Origin of the sequence: Streptomyces broussonetiae (assembly GCF_009796285.1) — a bacterium.
GTDB classification, from domain to species: domain Bacteria; phylum Actinomycetota; class Actinomycetes; order Streptomycetales; family Streptomycetaceae; genus Streptomyces; species Streptomyces broussonetiae.
Map to the genome: position 1 here is coordinate 1,045,189 of NZ_CP047020.1, position 25,396 is coordinate 1,070,584.

General features: G+C 72.6%; 27 protein-coding genes. 11 read left to right on the forward strand and 16 right to left on the reverse strand.

Annotation, left to right across the window (positions count from 1 at the left end; all coding sequences use genetic code 11):
* Positions 1-230 precede the first annotated feature (230 nt).
* On the reverse strand, positions 231-1,088 hold the full coding sequence (locus GQF42_RS05070) for a TIGR03943 family putative permease subunit (RefSeq protein WP_158918032.1): 858 nt from the start codon (positions 1,086-1,088) through the stop codon (positions 231-233).
* A complete protein-coding gene (locus tag GQF42_RS05075; protein WP_375997881.1) occupies positions 1,085-2,095 on the reverse strand; it encodes a permease in 1,011 nt (336 codons plus the stop codon). The genes GQF42_RS05070 and GQF42_RS05075 overlap by 4 nt, the downstream gene beginning before the upstream one ends.
* A 229-nt stretch (positions 2,096-2,324) precedes the next feature.
* Here GQF42_RS05075 and GQF42_RS05080 point away from each other — a divergent pair, with 229 nt between their 5' ends.
* Positions 2,325-3,137, forward strand: coding sequence for a serine hydrolase (locus GQF42_RS05080; protein WP_158918033.1), 813 nt, complete (start codon positions 2,325-2,327; stop codon positions 3,135-3,137).
* 299 nt (positions 3,138-3,436) lie between these two features.
* Here GQF42_RS05080 and GQF42_RS05085 read toward each other — a convergent pair whose 3' ends face one another.
* Both GQF42_RS05085 and GQF42_RS05090 read right to left on the reverse strand, forming a co-directional pair.
* Complete coding sequence (locus tag GQF42_RS05085) at positions 3,437-5,242, reverse strand: alkaline phosphatase family protein (RefSeq protein WP_158918036.1); 1,806 nt, start codon at positions 5,240-5,242, stop codon at positions 3,437-3,439.
* A 48-nt stretch (positions 5,243-5,290) separates the two neighbouring features.
* Positions 5,291-5,662 (reverse strand): hypothetical protein, encoded by a 372-nt coding sequence (locus GQF42_RS05090; RefSeq protein WP_158918038.1) that lies wholly within the window; start codon positions 5,660-5,662, stop codon positions 5,291-5,293.
* Positions 5,663-5,786: 124 nt separating this feature from the next.
* Here GQF42_RS05090 and GQF42_RS05095 point away from each other — a divergent pair, with 124 nt between their 5' ends.
* From GQF42_RS05095 to GQF42_RS05105, 3 genes are all read left to right on the forward strand, one after another.
* Complete coding sequence (locus tag GQF42_RS05095; RefSeq protein ID WP_158918040.1) at positions 5,787-6,065, forward strand: hypothetical protein; 279 nt, start codon at positions 5,787-5,789, stop codon at positions 6,063-6,065.
* Between the two features lie 173 nt (positions 6,066-6,238).
* Positions 6,239-7,333 carry an aromatic acid exporter family protein gene (locus GQF42_RS05100; RefSeq protein WP_158918042.1) on the forward strand — a complete coding sequence of 365 codons (1,095 nt, stop codon included), beginning with the start codon at positions 6,239-6,241 and terminating at the stop codon, positions 7,331-7,333.
* Entirely contained in the window at positions 7,330-8,523 is a 1,194-nt protein-coding gene (locus tag GQF42_RS05105) for a PP2C family protein-serine/threonine phosphatase (RefSeq protein WP_158918044.1), read from the forward strand. Before GQF42_RS05100 ends, GQF42_RS05105 begins: the two co-directional genes overlap by 4 nt.
* A 22-nt stretch (positions 8,524-8,545) precedes the next feature.
* On the opposite strand, the gene GQF42_RS05110 is transcribed toward GQF42_RS05105, so the two are convergent.
* Positions 8,546-8,896: a DoxX family protein gene (locus tag GQF42_RS05110; protein ID WP_158918046.1), complete on the reverse strand. Its 351-nt coding sequence runs from the start codon at positions 8,894-8,896 to the stop codon at positions 8,546-8,548.
* Between the two features lie 61 nt (positions 8,897-8,957).
* On the opposite strand from GQF42_RS05110, the gene GQF42_RS05115 reads away from it, so the two are divergent.
* Positions 8,958-9,854, forward strand: a complete 897-nt coding sequence (locus tag GQF42_RS05115) for a LysR family transcriptional regulator (protein WP_158918048.1) — start codon at positions 8,958-8,960, stop codon at positions 9,852-9,854.
* Positions 9,855-9,872: 18 nt separating this feature from the next.
* On the opposite strand, the gene GQF42_RS05120 is transcribed toward GQF42_RS05115, so the two are convergent.
* Entirely contained in the window at positions 9,873-10,076 is a 204-nt protein-coding gene (locus GQF42_RS05120) for an antitoxin (protein WP_158918050.1), read from the reverse strand.
* A gap of 207 nt (positions 10,077-10,283) precedes the next feature.
* Complete coding sequence (locus GQF42_RS05125) at positions 10,284-10,955, reverse strand: glycoside hydrolase family 11 protein (RefSeq protein WP_158918052.1); 672 nt, start codon at positions 10,953-10,955, stop codon at positions 10,284-10,286.
* 320 nt (positions 10,956-11,275) lie between these two features.
* Here GQF42_RS05125 and GQF42_RS05130 point away from each other — a divergent pair, with 320 nt between their 5' ends.
* Both GQF42_RS05130 and GQF42_RS05135 read left to right on the forward strand, forming a co-directional pair.
* Positions 11,276-12,064, forward strand: a complete 789-nt coding sequence (locus tag GQF42_RS05130; RefSeq protein ID WP_158918054.1) for a nitroreductase — start codon at positions 11,276-11,278, stop codon at positions 12,062-12,064.
* A 79-nt stretch (positions 12,065-12,143) separates the two neighbouring features.
* Complete coding sequence (locus tag GQF42_RS05135) at positions 12,144-13,253, forward strand: AI-2E family transporter (protein WP_199272573.1); 1,110 nt, start codon at positions 12,144-12,146, stop codon at positions 13,251-13,253.
* A 440-nt stretch (positions 13,254-13,693) separates the two neighbouring features.
* Here the strand turns inward: GQF42_RS05135 and GQF42_RS05140 are convergent, their stop codons facing one another.
* From GQF42_RS05140 to GQF42_RS05150, 3 genes are all read right to left on the reverse strand, one after another.
* The gene (locus GQF42_RS05140) at positions 13,694-14,050 is read right to left on the reverse strand and encodes a hypothetical protein (protein WP_158918058.1); all 357 of its coding nucleotides are present in this window, start codon (positions 14,048-14,050) and stop codon (positions 13,694-13,696) included.
* A gap of 356 nt (positions 14,051-14,406) precedes the next feature.
* Complete coding sequence (locus GQF42_RS05145) at positions 14,407-14,910, reverse strand: molybdenum cofactor biosysynthesis protein (protein WP_158918060.1); 504 nt, start codon at positions 14,908-14,910, stop codon at positions 14,407-14,409.
* Between the two features lie 31 nt (positions 14,911-14,941).
* Positions 14,942-15,484 (reverse strand): hypothetical protein, encoded by a 543-nt coding sequence (locus tag GQF42_RS05150; protein WP_158918062.1) that lies wholly within the window; start codon positions 15,482-15,484, stop codon positions 14,942-14,944.
* Between the two features lie 75 nt (positions 15,485-15,559).
* On the opposite strand from GQF42_RS05150, the gene GQF42_RS05155 reads away from it, so the two are divergent.
* Complete coding sequence (locus GQF42_RS05155) at positions 15,560-16,495, forward strand: alpha/beta hydrolase (protein WP_158918064.1); 936 nt, start codon at positions 15,560-15,562, stop codon at positions 16,493-16,495.
* Between the two features lie 43 nt (positions 16,496-16,538).
* Here the strand turns inward: GQF42_RS05155 and GQF42_RS05160 are convergent, their stop codons facing one another.
* On the reverse strand, positions 16,539-17,540 hold the full coding sequence (locus GQF42_RS05160; RefSeq protein ID WP_158918066.1) for a LacI family DNA-binding transcriptional regulator: 1,002 nt from the start codon (positions 17,538-17,540) through the stop codon (positions 16,539-16,541).
* A 271-nt stretch (positions 17,541-17,811) separates the two neighbouring features.
* Between GQF42_RS05160 and GQF42_RS05165 the strand changes: the two genes are divergently transcribed.
* From GQF42_RS05165 to GQF42_RS05175, 3 genes are all read left to right on the forward strand, one after another.
* A complete protein-coding gene (locus GQF42_RS05165) occupies positions 17,812-19,065 on the forward strand; it encodes an MFS transporter (protein WP_158918068.1) in 1,254 nt (417 codons plus the stop codon).
* 63 nt (positions 19,066-19,128) lie between these two features.
* Positions 19,129-19,287 (forward strand): hypothetical protein, encoded by a 159-nt coding sequence (locus GQF42_RS05170; protein ID WP_233273246.1) that lies wholly within the window; start codon positions 19,129-19,131, stop codon positions 19,285-19,287.
* Positions 19,288-19,544: 257 nt separating this feature from the next.
* Positions 19,545-19,880 carry a hypothetical protein gene (locus tag GQF42_RS05175; protein WP_199272574.1) on the forward strand — a complete coding sequence of 112 codons (336 nt, stop codon included), beginning with the start codon at positions 19,545-19,547 and terminating at the stop codon, positions 19,878-19,880.
* Between the two features lie 145 nt (positions 19,881-20,025).
* Here GQF42_RS05175 and GQF42_RS05180 read toward each other — a convergent pair whose 3' ends face one another.
* The 5 genes from GQF42_RS05180 to GQF42_RS05200 form a co-directional block, all read right to left on the reverse strand.
* Complete coding sequence (locus GQF42_RS05180; RefSeq protein ID WP_158918070.1) at positions 20,026-20,925, reverse strand: lysozyme; 900 nt, start codon at positions 20,923-20,925, stop codon at positions 20,026-20,028.
* 109 nt (positions 20,926-21,034) lie between these two features.
* Complete coding sequence (locus GQF42_RS05185) at positions 21,035-22,888, reverse strand: M1 family aminopeptidase (protein WP_158918072.1); 1,854 nt, start codon at positions 22,886-22,888, stop codon at positions 21,035-21,037.
* A gap of 217 nt (positions 22,889-23,105) precedes the next feature.
* Positions 23,106-23,762, reverse strand: coding sequence for a maltokinase N-terminal cap-like domain-containing protein (locus tag GQF42_RS05190; protein ID WP_158918074.1), 657 nt, complete (start codon positions 23,760-23,762; stop codon positions 23,106-23,108).
* A 64-nt stretch (positions 23,763-23,826) separates the two neighbouring features.
* Entirely contained in the window at positions 23,827-24,489 is a 663-nt protein-coding gene (locus GQF42_RS05195) for a spherulation-specific family 4 protein (RefSeq protein WP_158918076.1), read from the reverse strand.
* The gene (locus GQF42_RS05200; RefSeq protein ID WP_158918078.1) at positions 24,486-25,391 is read right to left on the reverse strand and encodes an NAD-dependent epimerase/dehydratase family protein; all 906 of its coding nucleotides are present in this window, start codon (positions 25,389-25,391) and stop codon (positions 24,486-24,488) included. The genes GQF42_RS05195 and GQF42_RS05200 overlap by 4 nt, the downstream gene beginning before the upstream one ends.
* Positions 25,392-25,396 lie beyond the last annotated feature (5 nt).

Here is a 25,396-nt window from a genome sequence, read left to right on the forward strand (position 1 = left end):
CAGAACGCGCATTTCACGCGCGAGGTCGACCGGCCCCCTGGACGAGACCGAACGGCACTGGAAAGGGTGGCACGGGATGCGCGACAGTGGAATCAGGAGCGGCACCGATCCCCCGCGGTGCCGCTCCGCCCACGTCCTGCCGACGCACGCGGGAGCCGGCGTGCAGGGCGTCCCGCGAGAGTCGGGGGCGGTACGGCGGACCCGGGCGCCCTGCACAGCGGGCCGTCGGACTAGGACGGGGTGAGCGGCAGGTCGTCGGTGTAGGCGTTCACCGGCTGGGCGATGGGGCGGGTGTCCCTGGCGTCGAGCGCCGCCTGGGCGGTCTTCGTGCCCAGGGCGCCCCGGGGTTGCCAGGTGCCGGTCACCGCGAGCCAGGTGTTGGCGGGTGGTGCCTCGGTGCCGTACACGCGGACCTTGACGGTCTGTGAGTCGGCGGCGCAGCAGGTGAAGATGATGCGGGTCAGGTACCAGCCGGTGCCGTCCTCGGCCGGAGTGACGAAGCCCGTGAGCTGGACGATGCGGTCCTTGATGGCCCGGCTGCGGTCCTGCTGGACGCGCCGGGTGAAGTCCGTGAGGGTCAGCGGGAGCGGTGAGGTCGCGGGCAGCGGAGCAAATCCTTTCTGCACGGCGACCGGCCTGGCGTTCGAGCGTGCCGCGGTGTATGCGCCGAGGGCGGGCGGGGCGTAGAAGAGCAGGCTGAGCGCCGGAAGGAACAGCAGCCAGGCAATGCGCGGGGCACCGGAGTGGTCGTGGCCACCATGATCATGGCCGTGTTCGTTGTCGTGGCCGTGTGCCTTGTCGTGGCCGTGTTCGTTGTCGTGGCCGTGTTCGTTGTCGTGGCCGTGTTCGTTGTCGCGGCCGTGCGCCTTGTCGTGTTCGTCGCCGTGGTCGCCGCCCTGCTCCTCCTGCCGCCCGTCCCCGATGACCGCCGACGCCAGGCCGAGCAGCAGCAGGACCACGCCGGAGGCGATGAGCACGGGGTGCAGTCCGGCCTTGACGTAGCGCAGGTAGGTGTCGGTGAACAGGGCCGCGTGCAGCAGGCCGACGCCGGTCAGGGCCAGGAGCAGCGTCTGTACGGGGCGTCTCACAGCAGCGCGCCTCCGACCAGGGCGCTCGCGGCGACGGCGACGGCGGTGGTGGCCGTGGAGAACCGCCAGGCGAAGGCACGCCCGAAGGTACCCGCCTGGAGGGCGATCAGCTTGAGGTCGACCATCGGGCCGACCACCATGAAGGCGAGCCGGGCGGTCGGTGAGAACCCGGCGAGCGAGGCGGCGACGAACGCGTCGGCCTCCGAGCAGACCGCCAGCAGCACGGCGAGTCCGGCGAGGAAGAGCACCGACAGCCACGGCGAGCCGGAGAAGGTGTCGAGGACGGAGCGCGGCACCGCGACGTTGAAGGTGGCGGCGGCCATGGCGCCGAGGACGAGGAAGCCGCCGGCGTGCAGGAAGTCGTGCTGGAAACCTAGCCGGAACTCGTTCCGGCGACTGCGGCCGTGCCGGTGGCCGGTGTGCCGGTGCCGCAGGACGGGCCGCAGCCACTCCTCCTTGCCCAGCCAGAGCCACAGCCAGCCCATCACGGCCGCGGTGCCCAGGGAGGCGAGCAGCCGGGCGGCGACCATCGCGGGGCTGCCGGGGAAGGCGACGGCGGTGGCGGTCAGCACGACGGGGTTGATGGCCGGCGCGGAGAGCAGGAAGGCGAAGGCGGCGGCCGGGGTGACACCTCGCCGGATCAGGCTGTTGGCGACGGGCACGGAGGCACACTCGCAGCCCGGCAGCACCGCGCCCGCGACACCGGCGACCGGCACGGCGAGCGCCGCCCGCCTGGGCAGGACCTTGGTGAACAGCTCGGCCGGCACGAAGGCGTTGATGGCACCGGACAGGGCGGTGCCGAGGAGCAGGAAGGGGAGCGCCTGGACGGTGATGGCGAGGCAGACGGTGCGCCAGGCCTGAACGGCCGGCTGGTTCAGCCACGAGGAGCCGGCGAGCAGGAGCACGGCCGTGCCGCCGGCCGCGATCGCGAGGGCAGCGCCGTGCGGCCACGGCCGGATGCGGCGCACGGTCGGGTCGACGGTCACCACCGTCACGCCCTCGGCCACGCCAACCAATTCATCCGTTCTTTCCATAATCGCTCCGGATGTCGGTGTCTGGCCGACGATAGGCGAGAGGCGCGACCCGGCCGCGCGTACACGCCGCCGCCCACCGAACCCGTACGGCGCTTTCCGCCCCCTGGGGGTCCGGGTGACACTGCTCTCAATTCATCGACAACAGGGGCAAAGGTGAGCGCGACCACATCGCTGGGCGCCCGTTTTGTCTATGTTCGGGGCCATGTCGCTTCGCCCCTCCCCCGCAGCACGCGCGCGCACCGGACTGCTCCTCGCGTCCGTCGGGGCTCTCCTGGCCGCCGGCACGGCACATCCGGCGCCGGCCTCCGCGACCGTCCCCACCGGCGGCACATCGACGCATGCCACGGCAGCCGTGCTCGACCTGGACGGCACCGGCCGCACGGCCGAGGTGCACGGCGACGACAGCGCCTACGACACCGCCAGCATCGTCAAGGTCGACATCCTCGCCGCGGTGCTCCTGCAGGCGCAGGACGCGGGACGGCAGCTCACCGCCGACGAACGCGGTCACGCCGAGCCGATGATCAAGCGCAGTGACAACGCCTCGGCCGACGCGCTGTGGCAGCAGATCGGCCAGGCCTCCGGACTGGCGGCGGCGAACAAGCGGCTGGGCCTGACCTCGACGACCGGCGGCCCCGGCAGCAAGTGGGGGCTGACCCGGACGACCGCGAGCGACCAGATACGGCTGCTGCGCGCTGTGTTCGACGGCGGTACGGCGGCCGGGACCGGCGCCATCGCCCTGAACGCGGACTCCAGGGCCTACATCGGCACCCTCATGAGCCAGGTCGTACCCGAGCAGACCTGGGGCGTGCCGGTGGCCGGCGCCTCCGGTTCCCCCCGGGCGCTGAAGAACGGCTGGCTCCGGCGCACCACCTCCGGCCTGTGGGACGTCAACAGCGTCGGCCAGGTCACCGTGAAGGGACACCGGTATCTCGTCGCGGTCCTGTCGAACGGCAGTTCCTCGATGAGCGACGGCGTCGCCCTGGTGGAGCGGACGGCACGCCAGGCGGTCGCGTAGGCCGGTCGGCGGCACACCGGGGGCCGGGGTGATCCCGGCGATGCGCACGGTCGTACGGCGACGGTGCCACACCCGGGAGCAGCCGGACGTCCTGCACGCGCCGACCCGCGTGGCCATCGCCCTGGGCCTGTGGCGCGAAGGCCTGCGAGCCGGCGGCCCGGCGAACGGTGGCGGGCGGGCGGCGGCTCTTCCCTGCGCGCCTCGGCAGCCGCTTTCGCACCCTCCGACCGGCCCACCCGCCGACCGGGCCCACGCGCCGACCGGGTGGCGGCGCGTGAGCCCGTTGCCCGTCGTGGGGGTCAGCCGACGGTCAGGGAGAACGGTCCCGCCAGGACCGAGTAGCCGTCGTTGGCGAGGTAGTACACGTCGTACGTCCCGGCGCCGCTCAGCTTCCCGGTCGAGAAGGTGAGGGCGCCGCTGGCGTTCGGGGCGTAGGACCAGGTGAGCGAGGACTGCCTGCCGGGGGTGACGCCGGCCGGGTAGATCCCGATCCAGTTCTTGGCGTTCGCCTGGGACACCGACGGCACCGAGTAGCGGAAGGTGACGTTGCCGCCGTTCGCCACCGCGTTCAGGTCACCGGTGAGCGTCGGCATGGTCGCGGTGGACGGCGCGAACGCGGCGTTGAGCGGGGTCGCGTAGGTGTCGTTGGCCGTGAGACCGGGCAGGCCGAGGGCCGCTTCGATGGTGCGGCCGATGCCGTAGTGGTCGTAGTGCAGCGGGCTGCTGGTGCCGGCCGGGACGGTGCCCTGGGAGCCGACGACCGTGGTGGCGATGTGGTTGTACGCCTCGTTGTCGCTCTCGTCCCAGGTCAGGACGAGCAGCGAGCGCTGCTGGGTCCAGGCCGGGGAGGCGAGCACCGGGGCCAGCGTCTGCTGCAGCCAGCCGTCCTGGGTCTTGAGACTGGTGGCGCTGCCGTTGCCGGAGGCCTCGCCGTCGTAGTAGTCGTCGGCGGCGATCCAGGAGAAGTTCGGGGTGGTGGCCGCGGACTTGAGGTCGGTGGTCAGCTGCGTGGTGTCGAACAGGTGGGCCGCACAGCGGGAGGCGTTGCCGCTGATGTCGGTGTAGTTGATGAAGGGCGCGTCGTCGGGCTCGTAGTAACTGTCGTTGTTGTTCTTGGTGTTGCAGGGAGTGCCCATGCCCTGCTCATAGGCCTTCCAGCTCTTGCCGGCCGCCTCCAGGCTGTCGCCGAGGTTGCGCTCGGGCGAGTTGATGTTCGGGAAGTACGTGGCGCCCTTGGTGTAGGTGTCACCGCCCGCGACGGCGAGGTAGTTCTCGTCGCTCGGGTGGTAGACGCCGTGGAAGTCGGTGAGCGTGGCGCCCTGGTTCATCAGGCTGTGCATGTACGGCGTGTCCGCCGGGTCGTTCATGACCTGGGAGTAGTCGGTGTTCTCCATCATGACCACGAACACGTGGTCGTAGCCCGGGACCTTGGAGACCGGCGGGGCGAGCGGGGCGGGCGCATCGACCGGGGTGTCCAGGGTGAGCGAGAGGTTGTCGAGGTAGCCGGTCTCGTTGCTGGACGACAGGAACTGCACCTCGACCTGGATGGACCGGGTCCCGGCCGGGACCGCGCCGGTGGCGCTGCGCGAGAGGAACTTGGTGGCCAGACCACGGTCGCTCGCGGACACGGTCGGCAGCTTGGCGGTGGCACCGAGGGGGCGCCCGCCGCCGTCGTGGAAGTGCAGGCTGACAGCGGCGTAGCCGCCGTAGGTGGTCCAGCCGCCGAGCCAGCCCGCGAGGTTGTAGTGCACACCGCCCGCGTCGATGGCGGAGGCGGCCGAGGAGACGTCGACGGTCTGGGACATCGCCCCGTCACCGAAGTTGCCCGGACCGAAGAAGGCATTGCCGGGAGCCTGACCGTCGCCCGGCAGGCCGAAGGAGGCGACGCTGTGGCACATGACGTTCGGGCCGCCGGCCTCGGTGGTCCAGCCGGGCACGGTGGTGGCGGCCGACCAGTCGCCGGTGCAGTAACCGCCGCTCTCCGCATCTCCGTTGACGATGAGGTTGCCGCTGCTCCCGGCCGCCTGGGCGGACGCGGGAGCGGAGACGATGAGTGCGCCGAGGAGGGCGAGCAGCCCGCAGAGGGATCTCCAGCGCAGTCGCATACGTAGTACCTCGTCCCGTTGCTGAGGATGCCGTGAGGAGTTGTCACCTCACGGCCTGACTGTGCGCAATGAACGGGACATGAGTAGTGGCCGCCGCTGTCGAGCGGAAGAACCGTGACCAAACTTGACCAGACAAGTCTGGGTCGAGAGGGCCTGTCTCCCCGTGCGCAGACACTTGAGCGGCGCGACGGCCGCGCAGCGGTCCTGGCGGGTGTAGGCCGCGCCGACCGTTGTGCAGTACGTCCGCAGGCCGGCGAGGATCCCCCCGGCCGCCCGGGGGCCGGAGTGGTGTTCGGCGAGGTCGCGGTGGGCCGCCAGGGCCGAGCGGTAGTCGGACTCGGCGGCGGTGACCGCCCGCCGGCCGCCCGCGGCCACCAGGCGGTCGGCCCGGTCCAGGCGGTCGAGCAGCGCCTGCTGCACGGCTTCGTCGTGGCGTCCCGGTACCAGCGGGTGCCGCCCGCCCGGACGGCGAGCAGCGCCAGGTCCCAGCAGCACGGGCCAGGGGCGCTCCGCCCGGCCGGGTGCGCCGTGCGACGAACCCGCCGTGCAGGGCGGCGAGCAGCAGGATCACTGCGGAGCCGACGAGCGCGGCCCGGGGCACGCCGTCGGCGTGCGCGGGCAGCGCCACCAGCAGCAGCGCACCGGTCGCGACCAGCACACCGCCGCGAGCACCCAGCGGCGCAGCAGCGCCCGCCCGAGGCCGGGGCCGAGGCCGAGGTCGCCGAGATTGAGCAGGGCGACCGCGGCGACCCGCCAGGCGTCCGGCGGCGCGGGCGGCGGACTCGAGGGCAGCGGCGGCAGCGGCGACGACCCGAACCCCTGACTCGGATCATCAGGGCGGCCCGGGCCGCGCTGATCGTACGGACCGAATTGACCGTATGCCTACACAATCCTTATTTGCTACATGCCTCATTTGTCCGATTATCCTGGGCGGCTCCGCCTGACCCGAAGAAGCCGGTGAGCCTTCACCGGACACGGAAAGGAGAGGGACCCGACATGCACGGCACACACATGGCCGCTCTCATGGCCCGCATCCGCCGGGCCGACTGGGCCGGGGCCGCACAGGCGACGCTGGCGGCCGGGCTCACCTGGCAGACCTGCGTGCTGTCGCTGCACGTGACCACCCCCTATGCGGGGGCCATCGCGGCCCTGCTCGTCGTCGAAACGACGGTGGTCGCCACGGTCGGCGCCGCCGCGCGCTACGCCGCCGGATGTCTGCTCGGCGTCGTGATCGCCGTACCCGGCGCGCTGTACGCCGAGCCCGCCGCGGCGGCGCTGGTCCTCGTCGTCCTCGTCTCCGTACTGCTGGGCCGGCACCGGCTCCTCGGCCATCACGGCCTGCATGTGCCGACGACCGCCGTGATCACGTTCGCCCTGCTCCGCGACCGTCACACCGGCGAGCTGGGCGTCCACCTTGCCGAGATCGTGCTGGGCATCGCCTTCGGACTGGCGTGCAGCGCGCTGCTCTTCCCCGCCGTGCGCGTGCGGTCCGCCGAGCGGGCGCTGGAGGATCTGCGGCTGGTGGTCGCCCGGCACCTCGACGGTCTGGCGGACGCCGTCGTACGGCACCAACGGCCACGCAGCGTCCTCGGACCGGCCTGGGAGGGCGCCCTCGACACGGCGCTGGTCCGGGCTCACTCGGCCGTGGACGAGGCGCACGAGAGCGTGCGCTGGAACCTGCGGCCCGCCGCCCGTCGGCGCCGCCGGCACCTGGACCGCCGAGTGCTGGGCACGCTGACGGACGTGGCCGGGGAGGTGACCGCGACGGGCCGGCTCCTCGACACCGGCTCCGGCACTCCCGCGGACTCCGGCCCCGCCTTCTCCCAGCCGTACGCGCGCCTGCTGCGGACGACCGCCCTGTGTGCCTACTCCTGCCGTGGCGGCCGGCCCCACCCCGCTCTGCCCGCCGCCCGGCACGCCCTGGCGCGGCTCGGCGGCCCCGGCCGCGACGCCCCGTCCGGGGCCGCCACGGACCAGCGCCTCCTGCGGCCCCTGGAGTCGGCCCTGACCTGCCTGTCCCAGCCGGCGTCCACCCCGCCCTCGCGATCCCGCCGGATCCTCGACCCGCTTCGGCCCACATCACGACGATGACCTCCCACCCCACCGATCTTCAGGACACCGCCACGGGACCGGCCGGACAGCTCAGGCCCCGGGAACCCGCATCGCCGTGGCACCGCCGGATCCGGGTACGCGCGCTTCTCGTGTCCGCACCTGTGGTGCTCATGGCGGTGGTGACCGTCGCCGATCTGCTCACGCCGGACTGGCTGCACGTCGCCCCCGTGCTGGCCGCCGTCCCGGTCCTGGCCGCCGTGCTGCTGCCGTACTGGGCCACGGCGGTGCTCGCGTTCGCCGTGCCCGTGACCGCGGGGCTGCTCCAGTGGGAGGGCCGGAGCTACGGGCATCCGGACGCGGTCGTCACCCTCGGCAGCCTGTCCGTTGTCGGCCTCACCTCGCTCATCGCGTGCTCGCTGCGGCAGCGCCGGGAACGGCAGCTCCGCCAGGTGCGCTCCGTCGCCGAGACCACGCAGCGCGCCCTCATGCATCCGCTGCCGCGCCGGATCGACTCCCTCGCCCTGTCCGGTGTGTATCTGCCGGCCGAGTCGGAGGCCAGGATCGGCGGCGACTTCTACGAGGCGCTGCGCACGCCGTACGGCACCCGGATCCTGATCGGCGACGTTCGGGGCAAGGGGCTGCCGGCCGTGGGCGCCACCGCGTCCCTGCTCAGTGCGTTTCGTGAACTCGCCTACGGGGAGCCGTCGTTGACAAGGGCGGCGGAGCAACTGGATGCCCATGCGCAACGGCACATCGACGCGCTGGACGGCGTGCCGGACCCCGGAACGTCCCAAGGCCGGGACGCGGGCGCCCTGTTCACGGAGCGGTTCGCAACGGCGCTGCTGGTGGAGTTCCCGACCGACGCGTCCGTGGCCCGCATCGTGCACTGCGGCCACCCCGAGCCGTACGTCGTCCACGCGGGCGAGGTACGGCCCTGCGAGCCCGGCAGCCCCGGCGCGCCGCTCGGACTCGGCGACCTGCTGGAGGCGGAACTCGCCGCCCAGACCGTGCCGTTCGGACCCGGTGACCGTCTTGTGCTGTACACCGACGGCTTCATCGAGGCCCGCGACCGCCGTGGCCGCTTCCACGATCTGGCCGACCAAGTACGCGCCCACGCGGGCCGTCCGCTGGAGGCGATGGTGGCCGCGCTGCGCCGTGACCTCCTGCGCCACGTCCGCGGCGACCTGGGCGACGACGCCGCGCTGCTGGCCCTGGAACGGCTGCCGTGACCGGCGGCGCGCGCGACGCCGGTCAGCGGGCCGCCGCGAGGACCAGTGCTCCCACGGCCAGGGCCAGGAACAGCCCCGGGAACGCGATGTTGTGCAGCACCCGAGCCCGTACGTGGACGGCCAGCGCCCCGACGTAGAAGAGCACAAGACCGGCGCCGGCCGCGACCCCCAGGGGGCGTACGCCGAGCAGTCCGAGGAGCAGTCCGGCCGCGCCGGCCGCCTTCAGGGCGGCCAGTGCGGGGATCCAGGAGCGCGCCACGCCGACCTCGGCCGAGTTGGCCAGCACGAACGGCGCCTTCGCGAGGTCGGCCGCCGCGATGCCCGCGTTGGCGAGGACGGCAGCGCAGGTGAGGGTCACATAGGCGATGTCCATGGGTCCACCCTCGCCACAAGGTCCATGTGCCGTCCAATACCAGCGTCTATAACCTGTGGGAATGGATGTCGACACGCGTCTGCTGCGTTCGTTCCTGGCTGTCGCCGAGGAGGGCAGTCTCACCCGTGCCGCCGAGCGCGTGTTCGTGTCCCAGCCGGCCCTGACCAAGCAGATCCGGCAGTTGGAGACCCAGCTCGCCGTTCGGCTCTTCGACCGTTCGCGCGCCGGGATGGCACTGACCGACGCGGGGCGGGAACTGGCTCGCCGGGCCCCGGAGTTGCTTGCCCGCTGGGACGACGCCCAGCGGGCCACGAAGGCCGCCGGCCGACGGGCCGCACGCGTGTTGCGCGTGGGGTTCGTGGCGAGCGCGGCCAACGAGGCGACACAGGACATCGCCGCCGAGTTCGCCCGACGGCGGCCCGGCCGGCGCGCCGAACTCCGGCAGGCGTCCTGGTCGAACCCGAGCGCGGGCCTGGCCGACGGCGAGGTCGACGCGGCGCTGCTCCGGCTGCCGTTCCCGGGCCAGGGCGCACTGCGCGTGGAGGTGCTGTTCAGCGAGGCCCGCTGGGTGGCGCTGCCGAGCGGGCATCCGCTCGCGGGGCGCGACGCGATCGCCTTCCGTGAGCTGTGGGACGAGCCGTTCGTCGCCGCGCCGGAGCAGACCGGGGCCTGGCGGGAGCACTGGCTGGCCGCCGACGAGCGCGAGGGCCGCCCGGTCCGCGTCGGCGCCGTCACCGAGCAGCCCGACGACTGGCTGAACGCCATCGCCAGCGGCTACGGCATCGCCCTCGCACCCATGTCCGCCGCGCGGTTCTACGCCCGCCCCGGCGTGGTCTACCGGCCGGTCACGGGGGTGAGTCCGACCCGGGTGGGCGTGGCCTGGGCGCCGGCCGACGACCACAATCCCGTCGTACGGGACTTCGTGCGCTGCTGCCTCGAGCTGGCACGGTCCGGGTGACCGGGCCGGGGTCCGGCGTCAGCGCTTCCTGCCGTTCTCCCCCAGCTTCTCCACCAGGTCCTGCGCCTTGTCGACGGCCGTGTCGATCTTGTCGCTGTGCTTGCCCCCGGTCCGGTCGTCGACGAAGTCGCCGGCCTTCTCCAGGCCGTCGGCGATCGCGTCGCCGTGCGCCTCTGCGACGTCCTCGGCCTTGTCCTTGAGGTTCTTCAGAGCGTCGAACATGTACGGTTCCTCTCTCCTTCGGGTGCCGGGGCCCACCGGGACCATGATTCCACCGGGGCGGGGGCGGGCAAGGCGGCCGTGGGTGGCTTTCGAAGCACCGGGGGCGGCGCGTGCGAAGCACCCGGGACGACGGGGACGCGGGCGGGATCGCTGCTGGGGTGCCGGCGAACCGGCCCGGCGGACGTTACGTGCGCCGCGGTGCGGCCCTCATGACGTCACCGTGATGCTGGAGTTGCCGCTGCTCTGGTATCCCTCGGTCGCGAGGATCATGTAGTAGCTGAAGCTGCCGAGGGTCATCCCGGCGCGGGCCCAGGCGTCGAAGTGGTTGCCGGTGGTGATGGTGCCGCCCGTCCGCTTCGACTGCCGCACGCTCCAGTACTGGTTGAAGGTCCTGGTGCCCTCGACGGACGGTGCGTTGTACCGCGTCGTCTCGTAGATGTCGTACGTACCGCCGTCGCTGGTGACGCTGCCCTTGTACGTGCCCGTGGGCCGGTAGGTGCCCCAGTTGTCGACGATGTAGTACTCGACGAGCGGGTTCGACGTCCAGCCGTACAGGGACAGGTAGCCGTTGCCGGACGGGGTGAAGCTGCCCGAATAGGTCACGTTCCTGCGGGCGCCGGTGCTCCATCCCTTGCCGGCGACGAAGTTACCGGTGTTGCTCCAGCTGGTGCTGTAGCTGCCGCCGGAGCCGAGCGTCATGGACACGGTGCCCTGCGCGTCGGTCCAGAACGAGTAGTAGTAGCCGTTGTCGGTGCCGGTCTGGTTCGTGGTGACGACCGTGGCGGCGCGCGCGGTGCCGGGCAGGGCCAGCCCGGCCGCGGCGCCCAGCAGCAGGGCACCGGCGCTCCGGCGGCTCAGGACAGGGTCGAGCGCGTTCATGTCGTGCCTCCTCCTTGTGTGGCTGGTGGGGTGCGGCTCGGTGGGGAGTCTCGGTCCGCTCCTGTGCACTGTCAACGGTTTCGGTACATGTTTCGAAACATTCGCATTCACTTCTGGACGAGATGATCTCAGTATCTCCAAGTGAAAGCACACATGCTCACGAGCCTCGAACTGTGAATGCGAATTTTTCGAGCCTGAAGATCGGAATTCTCCAACGACGCTTCGAATGTTTCGACTGCGGGTGAGACCCGTCCGGTCACATCCGCGGGCCCGCGTCCGTCAGTACGGCGGAAGGCGGAACCGACCGGGAGGTCATCGGGGTGGATGTGTACGAGGCGGTGGCGAGCCGGCGAGCGGTGCGGGCCTTCAGGGACGATGCGGTCCCGCGCGCGGTGCTGGAACGGGTCCTGACCGCCGCCGCGCGCACGCCCTCCGGCGGCAACCTCCAGCCGTGGCACACCTATGTGCTCACCGGTGCCCCGCTGGCCGAACTGAAGAAGCGCACCGCCGAGCGTGCCGCGGCAGGAGATCCCGGGGACGAGCCCGAGTACCGGATGTATCCGCCGGAGCCCAAGTCCCCGTACCGGCAGCGCCGTTCGGCGGCGGCAGCCCGGCGTTTCGAGGCGCTCGGGATCCGTCGCGAGGACGTGGCGGCCCGCCGGGCGGCCGTCGCCGCGAACTGGCGGTGTTTCGGCGCCCCTTGCCTGCTGCTGTGCTACATCGACCGCGCCATGGGCTCGGCACAGTGGTCGGATCTCGGCATGTATCTGCAGACGGTGATGCTGCTGCTGCGCGCCGAGGGACTGCACAGCTGCGCGCAGATGGCCTGGTCGGTGTACCACCGCTCGGTCGCCGAGGTCGTGTCGCCGGCGGCGGACCTGCTCCTGTTCGCGGGTCTGTCGATCGGCTTCGAGGATCCGTCGGAGCCGTTCACCCGGACCGGCCGTGCTCCGCTCGCGCAGACCGTCACGTTCCTGGACGACGACGCGCCCTCCTCGCCCGCCCGCCGGGCGGGCGGGCTCCCAGGTGTGCGCGGGCGCGTTGTACGAGCCCCTTCCACGCCGGGCGCTTACGGTTCTCTCAATGTGACCGGCCGTCAGCAGTGGTGACGGAGAGGAGCCGTAAGCGGTGGTGGGCGATGCGCGTCGGCGTGCGACGGGGCCGGGCGGACGGCGCCGGACGGGGGGTGTGCCGGGCAGCCGGCCGGCGTACTCCGTGCGGCTGCCGGCCGCCGCGCGCCCCAGCCCGGCGCCGGTGGCCGAGCGGACGGTGCCGTGGCTGCGGATCGCGGCGGCCTACGCCTGGCGGCTCATCCTCGTCGGCATCGTCGTCTACGGGGTCTTCAGCGTCCTCGGCAGTTTCCAGCTCATCGCCGTGGCCCTGTTCCTGGCGCTGATCATGACCGCCGTGCTGGGTCCACCGACGGACCTGCTGGACCGGTTCCTGCCACGGCCGCTGTGCGTCGCCATCGCCCTGGTGGGCAGTGCTCTGCTCCTGCTGACGCTGCTCGCCCTGGTGGGCAATGCGGTGGCGGGCGAGTCGGGCCGGCTGGCGGGTGAGTTCCGGGGTGGTGTGCACCGGATCGAGCAGTGGTTGCAGCGGCCGCCGTTCCGGCTGAGTCCCGGCCGGCTCTCCGACCTGCAGGGCCAGGTGACGCACTACATCTCGGCGCACCGTTCGAGCCTGCTCAGCAACGCCGTGAGCGGACTGAGCCGGGCGATCGAGGTGGTGACCGGGGGTGCGCTCGCCCTGTTCGCGTCGGTGTTCTTCATCCACTCCGGCGAGCGCCTGTGGGGCTGGATGCGCGACGAGCTGCTGCCGAGCGGCGCCCGCCCGGCCTGGGACCGGGCGGGGCGTGTGGCCTGGCGGGCGTTCGCCGGGTACACGCGGGGCATCATCATCGTGGCCGCCACCAACGCCGTGCTCGTCGGGATCGCACTGCTCGCCCTGCGGGTGCCGCTGGCGCTGCCGCTGGCGCTGCTGGAGTTCTTCGCCGCGTTCGTACCGCTGGTGGGCTCGCCGGTGGCGCTCGGTGTCGCCACGATCGTCGCGCTGGCCGGGCGTGGACCGCTGACGGCCGTGGCCGTGCTGGTGCTGATCGTGGTGATCGGCCAGCTGGAAGGCCATGTGCTGCATCCGCTGGTGATGAGCTGGGCGGTCCGGCTGCACCCGCTCGTCGTCGCCGTGTCGGTCATCGCCGGGACCATCATCGCGGGGGTGATCGGGGCCATCGTGGCGGTCCCGCTGGTCTCGGTCGTCTGGGCGGTGCTCCGTGCGCTGCGCACGGTGCCACAGTGAGCCGTCCACCCCAACTCGCCTACGGTACAAGCGACTTACTCTGACATCCGAACAGGGGATCAGTTGTTCCCTGGAACAGGTGATCGTCGCTCAGGAGACCGTTGGGGTGGCAGCGACGGGACCATACTTACGGTGTGCGCACGACGGGCTGCAGACCGTGGTCGACGCACAGGTCCCACTCACAGTTGCATCGCAAGGAGCAGTACGACCATGAACCTTCTCACCGACATCCTCGCCGGGCTCATCCACTTCGTCGGGTGGCTGGTCTGACCGAGCAGGGCGTGTGAAGCAGCGCGGCGCCGTCTCCTCGTCCCAAGGAGGCGGCGCCGCCGTCGTGTCCCCGCCGGGCGCAGCGCCTCGGCCACGGCCGTCCGGCAGTCCCTGCCCGACCGAACGCCTGCGCCCACCCCCACGCAAGAGCGCTGCGGCCAACTCGGCGATCACGTCGGCACGTTCGGCGGACGGGGGCGGCCAACGCCGGGCTGGCCGGTCGGATACCCCATGCCGGCGGCGAGGACGGCGGCAGCCGCGACGGACAGGCCGACGACCACGGCGACCAGCCGGTCGCGCTCCCGGAACAGCGCCGCGACACACACCACCGCACCGGTACCACAGTCGAGCAACCAGCTAGGCCGGGGGGCGGTCGGCGACAGCATCGGCGGGCCGCCGCGCCGGCCGACGCGGACCCTGCCGCCGCGCGCGACGCTGCCCGCCGTGCGCCCGCCCACCGGCATCACCGTGCCCACGCCGGTCCCTTCGGCCCCGGGCCGGGCGGCCGTGCCGGTCGCGGACGGCATCCGGGACGCGGACCTCGTCGTATCGGCCGACGGCGTGGCAGCCTGCAGAACGTACCGGTACCCCGGGCCGCCCCGGCCCGGTCCACGCCGGATCGACGATCCTTCGGGCCGTCGCCGACCGACCCCTGCGTCCAGACACCGGCTTCGAGCCGGACCGGGGCGGGATCGCCGAGTTCGGGGGCGCGCCGCCCTGGCCCACCTCGACACCGAGCCGCCGGCCGTCGCCGACCGCGACCGGGTCGGAGACGCTGCCGCTCGCGCGCTGCTGGGCGGCACGACCGCCGATGTTTCCGAACGTTTCTCCCAGGCCTCCCCTGCCGAACTGCCGCCCGCCGACATGCCCGTGCTGGTGGAGCTCATACGGCGCCGGGTTCCCGTACCCCGAACAGCGCAGGGCCGACGGTGAGGGTGCCGTCGGTGAGCGGGCGGCAGCGCACTCCCCCGCCGCCGCGCAGCGCGCGCTGTGCGCCGGGACCGAGCGTGGTGTCCATCCAGGCGCAGGGTCGAGCGGCGCTGCGCACCGCCAGTTCCACGGGGCCGGTGCCGGAGTCCAGGAAGACGGTCATGCCGATGCAGGCGTCGATGTCGACCCCGCGCAGCAGGACGTTGCGTCGGGTGCGGAGCAGGTCCGGCTCGTCCCACCCGAGGTGTGGGAGCCGTTCGACGGCCATGAGGGTCAGTGAGGCGTTGCGGTGCGCGGGGTGGTTGAAGTACCGGTCCCCGACGAGGCCCAGCCCCGCCCGCACCTCTGCCGTCGTCGCAAGGTCACCCGGCGGCAGCTCGGGCGTCCCGTCGCCGGGCCGGCCCTCGAGCCGGTGCACCGGGGAGACCAGCAGCTGAAGGATTTCGATCTCGGGCACGCCTCGAGGTTACGGCCGCGCCCGAGTGAGGTCAGCCGGTGTCCGACGTCGCCTCGCGCGTCCCGGCGGCGCCCCGGAGCAGGAGCCGGCCGCTCGCCCCCGCCGCGAGCAGACCGGCCACCATGACGATCAGGCTCAGCCCGGGTCCGGAGGACCAGTGGACATGGCCGGCGCGGACGGTCAGGACGACCGTCATGGCGAGAGCCGTGCCGTGCAGGGACAGCAGGGCGGGTCGGGTGCGGTCGAGGTCGTCCTCGGCGAGGGAGCCGAGGACGCCCGCGCCGAGGGCGAGGGCCCAGACGCCGAGGGCCTGCGCGTCGGCGCGGTTGGTCTGCCAGGGCACGAAGTCGGCCCAGAATCCGGGCCGTACGAGCAGTCCGGTGCCGATGCCCAGCCAGGAGGAGCCGAGCACGGCGAGGGCGGGTTTGGCCCAGCCCGGTAGCGGAGTGGTGCGCGGGGTGGCCGGTCCGGAGCGGGTGAGGGCCTGTCCGGGCAGGCAGATCGCCGCCGCCACGCACAGCAGGCCGAGGGTGAACAGCCAGCCGAGGCTGAAGAACACGGAGCGGAAAGCCACGGCCACAGGGTCTCGCTCCTCGGTAGTTACACGTGTAACATCTCGCTGACCCGGCCGCCGACGGAAGGCCCCGCCATGACTTCAGCCGCCCCCACCCAGCTCGACACGGGCTGGCCACCGCCCCCGTTCCGCGCTCCCAGCCCCGCCGTGACCGGCACCGACGGCGTGCGCCACTTCGACGGCCTGACCTACGCCACCTCGCCCGGTTACCGGCCGCGCCTGCTGGACGTCCACGTACCGCCCGCCGAAGGCCCCGTACCGGCCGTCGTCTGGATCCACGGCGGCGGCTGGCTCGAGGGCGACCGGCGCTGTCCCCCGCCGACGGTGCCGGTGGAACTGCTGCACGGCACCGTCCTCGACGCGGGCCTCGCCCTGATCAGCGTCGACTACCGGCACAGCCTGGAAGCCCCGTTCCCCGCCCAGTTGCACGACGTCAAGGCCGCCATCCGGTACGTACGGCGGCACGCCGGCGAGCTGGGCGTCGACGGCGAACGGATCGGCGTCTGGGGCGAGTCGGCCGGCGGCCATCTCGCCGCGCTGGCGGGACTGGTCCGCGCCGACGCGCACGGCGCCGGCCTCGAGGGGAACGAGGGCGTGCCGGACGAGACCAGCGCGGTAAGGGCCGTCGTCGACTGGTACGGCGTGTCCGACATCGAGACGCTCGTCGCCCACCCGCTGCCGCCCATGCCGGGCGAGCCGTCGTACCCGAACCCCATCACCACCCTGCTCGGCGGACCCGAGGAGGAGCGGCAGGAGCGGGCGCGTGCGGCTGCCCCGCTCACCTACGCCACGGGCGCCACCCCGCCACCGTTCCTGCTGATCCACGGCCGGGAGGACCAGGTGGTCCCCTACAGCCAGAGCGAGACGCTGGCCCGGGCACTCACGGACGCGGGCGGCGAGGTCACCCTGCGGCCCGTCGAAGGGGCCGACCACATCTTCCTGGGCTCGGCCGAAGTACCCGACATCGTGGCCCACAGCGTGGCGTTCCTGCGCAGGCACCTGACCGCCTGACCAGCGGCGGCCGACGGCGAGTGGCGGCGGGCCGGACCGGCCGTCAGGCGGACTCGCGGCGTACGAGCACGGGCTCGACCGCCGGCAACGGTGCAGCGGTGCCGGTCTCGATCAGGTCGTGCAGGGCCGCGGCGAGCTGCCCGGCGGACGGCGTGTCCAGCCGCACCGTCGTCAGGGGCGGCTGCTGCAGGGCAGCCGTCACGAGGTCGTCGCAGCCGACGACGGCGACCTCGCCGGGCACGTCGACGCCCGCATCCCGCAGGGCGTGCAGCAGCAGCGCCGCGTACTCGTCGTTGTAGGCGAAGACGCCGTCCAGGCCGCGCGCCGCCCAGTCGTGCGCCAACTCGAGGGCGCACGCGTGCGTGTACTCCATGTCCACCGCGGTCACGATCGCCGGCGTCCGGGCGGCCACACTTCGCGCGCCGGCCAGCCGGGGCTCGGCGAACGCGGACAGGCCGCGCTCGCGTGGCATCACGACGCCGATGCGGCGCCGCCCCTGCGCGACGAGGTGTTCGGTGGCGAGCGCGCCCACCCGCTGATGGTCGAAGACGACCGTGTACACGCCCTCGACCGGCCGCGGCGCAAGAGCCATCAGGGCCTGCACACCGGCACGCCGCAGTACCTGAGCGCCCTGCGGGGTAAGGCTCGCGCCGTCCAGTGCCAGGACCGCACCGGGACGCAGTTCGGCCCAGGCGCGGGCCGCGGCGGCGGGGTCGGTGTACCGCCCGGCATGCAGGACGGCGGTGTAGCCGTACCGCTCCAGCTCCGCGTGCAGCTCGTCGATCCAACCGCTCACCAGCCGGCCGATGGCGGACACGGCCGCCGGGATCAGCACCAGGTTGTTGCGGCCGGCCCGCAGGGAGCGGGCCGCGGCGTGCGGCACATAGCCGAGGGTGTCCGCCGCGGCGCGGACCCTCGCACGGGTCGGCTCGCTGACCCGGTGCGCCTGCGTGTTGTTCAGCACGAAGGAGACGGTGGCCCGGGAGACGCCCGCCAGCCGTGCGACATCGGCACTCGTGACGGCCGCGGCCGCTTTCCTCGCCATGATTCCCTTCCGCTTCCCGGGCTTGTTGTCCGCCGGCCCCACGTTACACGTGCCAATTGCCGCCGCCCGACCTCTGTTCACGCGGGAACTCGGGTGCTACACATGGACCGCCGCGAGGTTACTCGTGTAATCAGTCGGCACGGAACCGCCTCCCCGCTTCCCGCTCCCTCCCCTTCGCCTCCTTGCCCGTGCCCTTTTCCCCTTCTCTCTGTCCCTCTCTCCCCCTTCTCTCCCCCTCCCTTCCTCCACCTCCCTTCCTCCAGGAGTCGCCATGCCTCTGCCGACCGAATACGTCCGGCCCGCCGCGGTGGCCGTACCCGCATCCGGGCAGCGGGGGCTGCCGGCCCTGCTGCTCAGCGCCAACGCCTCGATGTACGCGGTGTACATGGGGGTCGGGTCCGTTCTGCTGCCCACTCAGGTCGCGGCGATCGATCCGCACCACAAGGTGGCGCTGCTGGGCCTGATCGGCGGTGTCAGCTCGGTGTTCGCGACCGCCTGCAATCCGGTCGCGGGCGCGCTCTCGGACCGCTCGGGGCGGCGCGGGCCGTGGGTGCTGGGTGGAGCGCTGGCCTCACTGGCCGGTCTCGCCCTCCTCGGCAGCGTGCGTACGGCGCTGCTGGTCGGGATCGCCTGGTGCCTGGTGCAGGTGACCATGAACGTCTACCAGGCCGCCGTCACCGCCATCGTGCCCGACCGGATACCACCGGCCCGCCGCGGCACGGCCTCCGCCGTGGTCGGGCTGGCCCTGCCGGTGGGCGGCACACTGGGCGTCCTCATCGCCTCGCGGGCCGCCGGTCGTCCCGCCGTCGGATACCTGGTGCTGGGCATCGTGGTCGCCGCGGCTGCGGTTCTGCTGACGGCACTGTGCCGGGACGTGCCGCGCGGCCGGGCCGCCGAGCCCGCGTCAGCGGTGCCCCGGCGCAGCCGGGTGGCGGCCGCCCTGTCCGCGCTGAACAGCCGTGACTTCCGCTGGGCGTTCGTCGGCCGCGCCCTGATGGTGCTCGGTTACTTCTCCGTCGTCGGATACCAGCTCTACATCCTCGAGGACCACATCGCGCTGCCCAAGGGGCTGAGCGCGGCGGAGGCCATGGCCGTGCTCACGCCGGTCTCGATGGCGGCGACAGCGCTCTCCACACTGGCCGGCGGGCTGCTCTCGGACCGCTGGAACCGGCGCAAGGTGTTCGTCGGCATCTCGGCCGCGCTCGCCGGCGCCGTCATGGCGGTGCCCGTGGTGTGGCCGACCTGGTCGGGCATGCTCGTCTTCAGCACGCTCAACGGGCTCGCGTTCGGCTGCTTCATGGCCGTGGACACCGCCGTCGTCACCCTCGTGCTGCCTCGCGCGCAGGACGCCGCCCGCGACCTGGGCGTGCTGAACATCGCCAACGCCGGACCGCAGATCGTGGCGCCGTTCGTCGCCTCGGCCGTGGTCACCGCGCTCGGCGGCTACACCCCGCTGTTCCTGTTCGGCGGCGCCCTGTCCCTCCTCGGCGCACTCGCCATCCTGCCCATCCGCGGCGTGCGCTGACGGTCGGCGGGCCGGGTACCCGTCCTCATGCATGCACGGTCCCGGCACGGCACCGTGCCGGTCATGAACCTCCCCGTCGCCCCGCCGGTGTTCGACGCCACCGACACCCCGGTACGGCACGAGCGCGCCGACACCGGTGCCGACATCGGAGCCGGGTACGTGCGGACAGGTCCTCCTCGGACTTCCTGGCAGCGGCCCGCGCCGGCGCGGTCGTGGCCGTAGGCGGACAGGTCGTCGCGACCGTCCTGGTCACCGTCGTCGTCCACGCCGGGGCGTCGGCTCAGACCCATTCAGACCCATGAGGACACCCCGGTCCGCACCCACGGGAAGCCTGCCGGGCAGCGCCCTCGGCGCGGGGGTACGCCGGCCGGGTCAGACGGGTTCCCGCCGAATCCCTCATCCGGATGACCTGCGCATGTGCCGAGAAGCCCGGGGGCAGTGACGACCGTGTTGTCATCCCCCCCGAAAGGACCGCGCACATGCGCCTGCGTACCGCTCTGGCCTGCGCCGTCGGCTCTCTGGCCCTGATCGTGACCCTGCCGACGTCGGCCTCCGCGGCGACCGGATCCTTCCAGTACGCGTACACCGACCCGGACGGCACTCGGCAGGAGGCCTCCCTGACCGACCCGGCGAGCGGACAGTGCGTCAACCTGCCCGAGGTGACCGAACGTCCCGCCTACGCACCCAAGAACAGGACGGACGCCACCGCCATCGTCTTCCTCGACCCGGACTGCGAGGGCGACACCTACTACGTCATGAACCCCGGCAAGGTCCTGAGCGACCGGCTCAAGCTCCGCTCGGTCGTGTTCTCCTGATCCGCTGACCGCCGGATGAACGGCGCCGCCGCCCGCAGGGGTGAGTTGGCCTCGCCCCTGCTCGGGCAGCTGCTCCGGAAACGCCGCGGGTTCGGGTGTTCCGGCACACGGTCGACAGTGCCGGGCGCCCACCGCCGCACCCGGCTCACCCGGTCGCGAGGACCTTCAGTCGATCCTCGGAACCGTTGAACCGGTCGTGGTCCCCGACGGTCTTTCCGGTGGAGGTGTACTGCCACATGGTGTACGTCGACCAGCCCGACGGCAACGTCCCGGCGCTCGAGGCGTAGCGGGCGATCCACAGCGGGTTGTTCGCCGCGAAGCCCCCGTAGTTGCCGGTGCAGTCGCTCCACCAGCTGGTCGCCGTGTAGATCACGGCGTCCCGGCCGGTGCGCGCCTTGTAGCGGTTCAGGAAGTCGCGGATCCAACCGACCATCGCACTGCGGGACTTGCCGTAACAGGAGCTGCCGTACGGGTTCCACTCGATGTCGAGGGCTCCGGGCAGGGTCTTGCCGTCCTTGGACCAGCCGCCGCCGTGCTGTACGAAGTAGTCGGCCTGGGCTGCGCCGCCGGAGCTGTCCGGGGTCGCGAAGTGGTAAGCGCCACGCACCATCCCCGCGCTGTACGGGCCGGTGTACTGCTGGGTGAAGTAGGGGTTCTTGTAGCCCGTCCCTTCGGTGGCCTTCGTGTACGCCCACCGGACGCCGTCGCCCCACAGGGTCCGCCAGGCGACGTCGCCCTGATAGCTGGATACATCCACTCCTTCCGTCTGGTTCACGCGGGGCACGATCGGGGTGTCCGCGTCGTCGTCATCGCTTCCGTCGTGGGCGAGAACGCCCATGCCCATGTACGCACTGCCGCGCGGGGGCACGTCCGGCACCGAAGCGGGCAGGGCCGCGGGGGTGGACACGGAGAGAAGAAGGCCGGTCAGGGCGCCTGTGAGAGCCAGGCGGGACCGGCCACGCTGAGGGAGGATGGAGGTTCGCACGCTTCCATCTGACCCGCGCTCGGGCCATGGCGCACTCCGGGTACCGCCCAACGAAGCCATTCCGGGCTTCGCTTGGTCCATCCGGGTGTACCCCGTCGCGTACGGGCCGGTCGTGCGAGCCGCCCGGAGCGGCTCGCACGACCGGCCCTCGCCGAATGGTCCGCGGCGCTCAGCCGTCGATGCGGTGCCGGGTCCAGAAGGAGGTCAGGTCGGTGCTCGTGGCGGCCTGGGCGGCGGCCTTGAACTCGGCCGTGGTCGACACTCCGTACCAGTGCGCGCTCGCGTAGTCCTTCAGCAGCGTGGCCATGGCGGTGTCGCCCAGGACGCGGCGCAGGTCGTGCAGGGCGCACTTGCCGTAGCCGTAGACGACGGTGGAGTAGCGCGAGGAGTGCGCGTCCCAGTAGGCCATGGAGTCGGTGATCTTCTCGTCGGCGGACGCCCAGGAGACGCTGTTCCAGCAGTTGGCGCCGGTCTTGCCCAGGGCGAGATCGGTGGCGTAGTCGGTGAACGCCTCGTCCAGCCAGGGGCTGTTGTACTCGTCGTCGCCGACGATGCCGTACCACCACTGGTGGCCGATCTCATGGGTGAGGGCGGTGCTGCTGACCACGTCCAGGACGAACCCGGGGTACTCCATGCCGCCGAACCAGTAGTTGTTGTCGAGGACGGCGTCCAGCTCACCGTAGGGGTAGGCGCCGAAGCGGCCGGCGTGGGCGTCGACGGCGCTCTTCGCGGTGCTGAGCATCGACTGGGCGCTGGACGAGCTGATGCCCGCGACGGAGTAGACGTTCACCGCGACGCCGGCGGACGAGGTGCCGGAGATCCTGGTGAAGGGTCCGGCGGCCCAGGCGAAGTCACGGACCTTGGACGCCGTGGCCGTCGTCACCGTACGGCCGCCGGCTCCGGGGGCGTCGGTGGAGGTGCCGGTGGCCGGGACCAGCAGGCTGCTGGGGTGGTCGAGGGTCACCTTGAAGTCGGCGGCCAGGGAGTAGAACGACTCGCCGTTGTTGGTGTACGGATCCAGATGCCAGCCCGAGCTGTCGCGGACGGCGAGGACGGGCAGGGCGTTGCCGACGAAGCTGTAGGCGCCGTCGTGGCCGAAGCGGTCGGCGCCGCTGGGCACCGTGATGCCGAGGTCGAAGCCGATGGTGGCGCTCTGCCCCTGGGCGAGCGGGGCAGGCAGGTCGACCTTGAGCGCGGTGCAGGCGACGGTGGGCGCCTCGGCCGTGCCACCGGTGAGGTTCGTTACCCGGATCGGCATCGCGTCACAAGTACCGTGGTAGTTGTCCCACAGCCGCAGATAGACCTCGTTCAGCGCGGCGGCCGAGGCGTTGGTGAAGGTCACGCTCTCGTGTCCGGTCCACTCGGTGCCGGTCGTGTCGCTGCTGAGGTTCACGGTGTACGACGGTGCGGCCGGGGTGCGGGTGGAGTCGCCCGGCGGGGCCGTGCCGCCGGAGGTGTCGAGCGCGATGTCGTCGAGCACGAAGCTCGTCTGCAGGCTGGAGTCCTCGGTCCCGGTGAAGGAGAGGCTGACGGTCTGTCCCGCGTACGCCGACACGTCGATGGACTTCTTGACGTAGCCGGTGTTCTTGTCGAGGTTCGAGTAGGTGGCCAGCGTCGTGTTGCCGATCTTGGCGGTGAGTTTGTCGTAGGCGGTGGACGACGTGGTCTCGGCGGTGTCGATGTGCAGCCAGAAGGTGAGGGTGGCCGCGTCGCACCCGGCCGGGATGGTGACACTCTGGTTCAGGGTGTCCGTGTGGGTCCTGCCGGTGCCGTCCAGCCAGGCGTAGGAGCTGCCGCCGTGGGCGCTCTGTCCGGCGCGGCCGGTGATCACGCCGGGCGAGGACGCGGTCCAGGACGACGTGCCGTTCTCGAAGCCGCCGTTGCCGACGACCTGCGCCGGAGTGCAGGCGGCGGGGGCCACGGCGGGCCGGGCCATGGCAGGGGTGCCGGGGAGCACGAACGCGGCCAGCGCGGCGACGGTGAGCACACCGGTGCCGAGGGCCTTGTGGGGGGTCGGTCTCACACGCTTCTCCTTTGCGGCGGCCGGGATTTACGGCCTGCTCGGTGGCGGCCGGCCGGGGTACGCCGGGACGGCCGCGAACGGGCTTGCGTGATCGCTGCACCGACAGGTGTTCCGCGCCCCCAGGTCGGGGCGTGGACTGTCAGGCTGGTGAAAGCCTGTCAGATTTGACCGGACCATGCCAGAAGGCACGGGTGGCGTACCGCTCCGGCGTGCCGGATCAGGCCGTGTGCAGGGTCATGAAGAGCGCGGCCGGCTGCGAGCCGTCCGGCGCCTGCCAGGCGCGTGCCACATGGCCGATCACTCCGTGGGGACGCAGCGGCGTCTTCCCGGGCACGGGGCTCAGGACGCGGTGCACCTGCAGCATCGCGCCGTGCGGAGCGGGCAGACGGGTGCCCTCCCGGTCGTCGGCCGGCTCGGGCGTGAAGCCGTCCAGGGCGAAGGGGGCGCCGGTGTAGGAACACGTCACCTCGTGGTCGGGGGTCTCGTCGACGCTCTGCGCCTGCGCCTGGGCCCGGCCGGCCATCAGGGAGAGCAACTCGGTGACCAGTACCGGGTCGTGGCAGCCGTCGTAGGCCCAGCGCCTGCCCAGCACACCGTGCTCCATCGTGCCGATCAACGCATGCTCCGCCCCCTGCAGGGGCGCGCCCCGGTAGGTCAACGGGACGAGGTAGGCGGTCGGTTCGGCGGTGGAGGTGTCCGTGGCCACCATGAACTCGATGCCGACCTCGCCCTCGGGGTCGTCCAGCCGGAAGCCGCCCGACTTGGCCAGCACCGGGGCGTTCGGGCCGCCGCGGTACCACGGGCGGGTGGGCAGCCAGCCGGTGAGCAGCTCCAGCTTCGTGGGCTTGAGCGTGGTGTGGTGGATGATGGCCATGACGGCGCTCTCCTGCCGTTGCGCAATGACGGACACCCGCAGCTTCGCACACCGTTCGCGCAGGTCATCCGCCCGCCCCGGCCAGTGCCGGGGTCAACTCGGCCCAGGGATTGGGCGGCTCGCCCGTCACCGGCCCGCACACCGCGGCGCCGCGCTCGTGGGCGGTGTGCACGGCGAGCGGAACGAGGGCCTCGGGGACGCCGTAGACGAGATGGCACAGCCGGTCGGGCGGCTGCCGGCCCGTCCAGGCCGGTCGGCTGAACGCCCTGACGTACGTGGACCAGTGGCCCTCGAAGGTGACGGTGAGGTCGGCCAGACGGGCGTAACCGGGGGCCGGGTGGACACCCGGGTTGAGCACGACGGTGGCGGCGCCGAGGCGCCGGATCTCCCGGACCAGGCGGCGGCAGGCGGGCAGGCCCTCCCGGGTGGCGGTGACCCGGTCGAGGAAACAGCCGTCCGCCGTGTACCAGGCCTGGTGCCGGCGTACGTCCTCGGTGATCTGGTCCCGGTCCCGCACGCCGTAGTCGGTGTCGACGTACCCGAGCAGCCGCGCCCCGGCCGCGCGCAGCGCCCGGGCCACGGACGTGAACGCGGGATCGGGGGCGGCGCCGGGTCCGCTCGCCGGGTTGAGCACGACCGCGTAGGTGCGCGTGGCCGCGTTGATCAGCCGGTGCCAGGCGCCGGGGTCCTCGGCCGGATGCACGTACAGCGGGACCAGCAGGCTCACGGCACCGGCCCGCTCTCCCCCGTGGCCGCCCACAGTGCGTCCAGGGCGTCGCCCAGGTCGTGGACGGGACGCCAGCCGAGGGCGCGCTCGGCGGCGGCGATGTCGGAGCACTGCCACGACACCCGCGCCGAGCGCACGGATCCGCTTGCCCCTTCCTCCAACCGGCCCTGGAACCCCGCCCGTCGGGCCAGACCGTGGACCAGTTCCCGCACCGGTACGGCCGCACCGCCGCCGATGTTGAGCACGGGCGGGAGGTGACCGGGCGCGGTGACGGCGAGGGCCACCGCCCGGGCGACGTCGCGTACGTCGACGAAGTCGCGGTGGTCGGACAGATCGCCGAGCCGCAGCACCGCCCCGGGACCCGGACCGGCCGAGCGCAGCAGCGAGGCCATCCGGCCGGGCAGGTTCGCCACGGGCGCGCCGGGGCCCACCGGATTGCCGACCCGGAGCACCACCGCGTCCAGGGCGGAGGTGGTGACCGCGACCGTGCCCGCGAGCTTGGTGACGCCGTAGAGAGTGACCGGGCAGGCCGGTGCCGACTCGCCGACCGGGGTGCCCGGGACGCCCGGCCCGTACTCGGCGGCCGACCCCAGGTGCACCAGCCGGGCCGTGGGTGCCGCCTCGCGCAACACGGCACACAGCAGGGCGGGACCGCGGGCGTTGACCTCGGTCAGCGTCACCGGGTCGCCACCGGTGGCGCCCGCGCAGTTGACCACGGCGTCCGGCGCCGCCGCGGCCAGGGTCTTGGCGAGCCGCTGCGGCCGGTCGGCGGCGAGGTCGACGCCGAACGCGGCGGACGGCGAGCGGCCGGCGGCGAGGACCTGCGCGCCCGGCAGGGCGCGCAGCCGCGCGACCACATGGCGGCCCAGGTATCCGGTGCCGCCCAGGACGAGAATGCGCATACGGA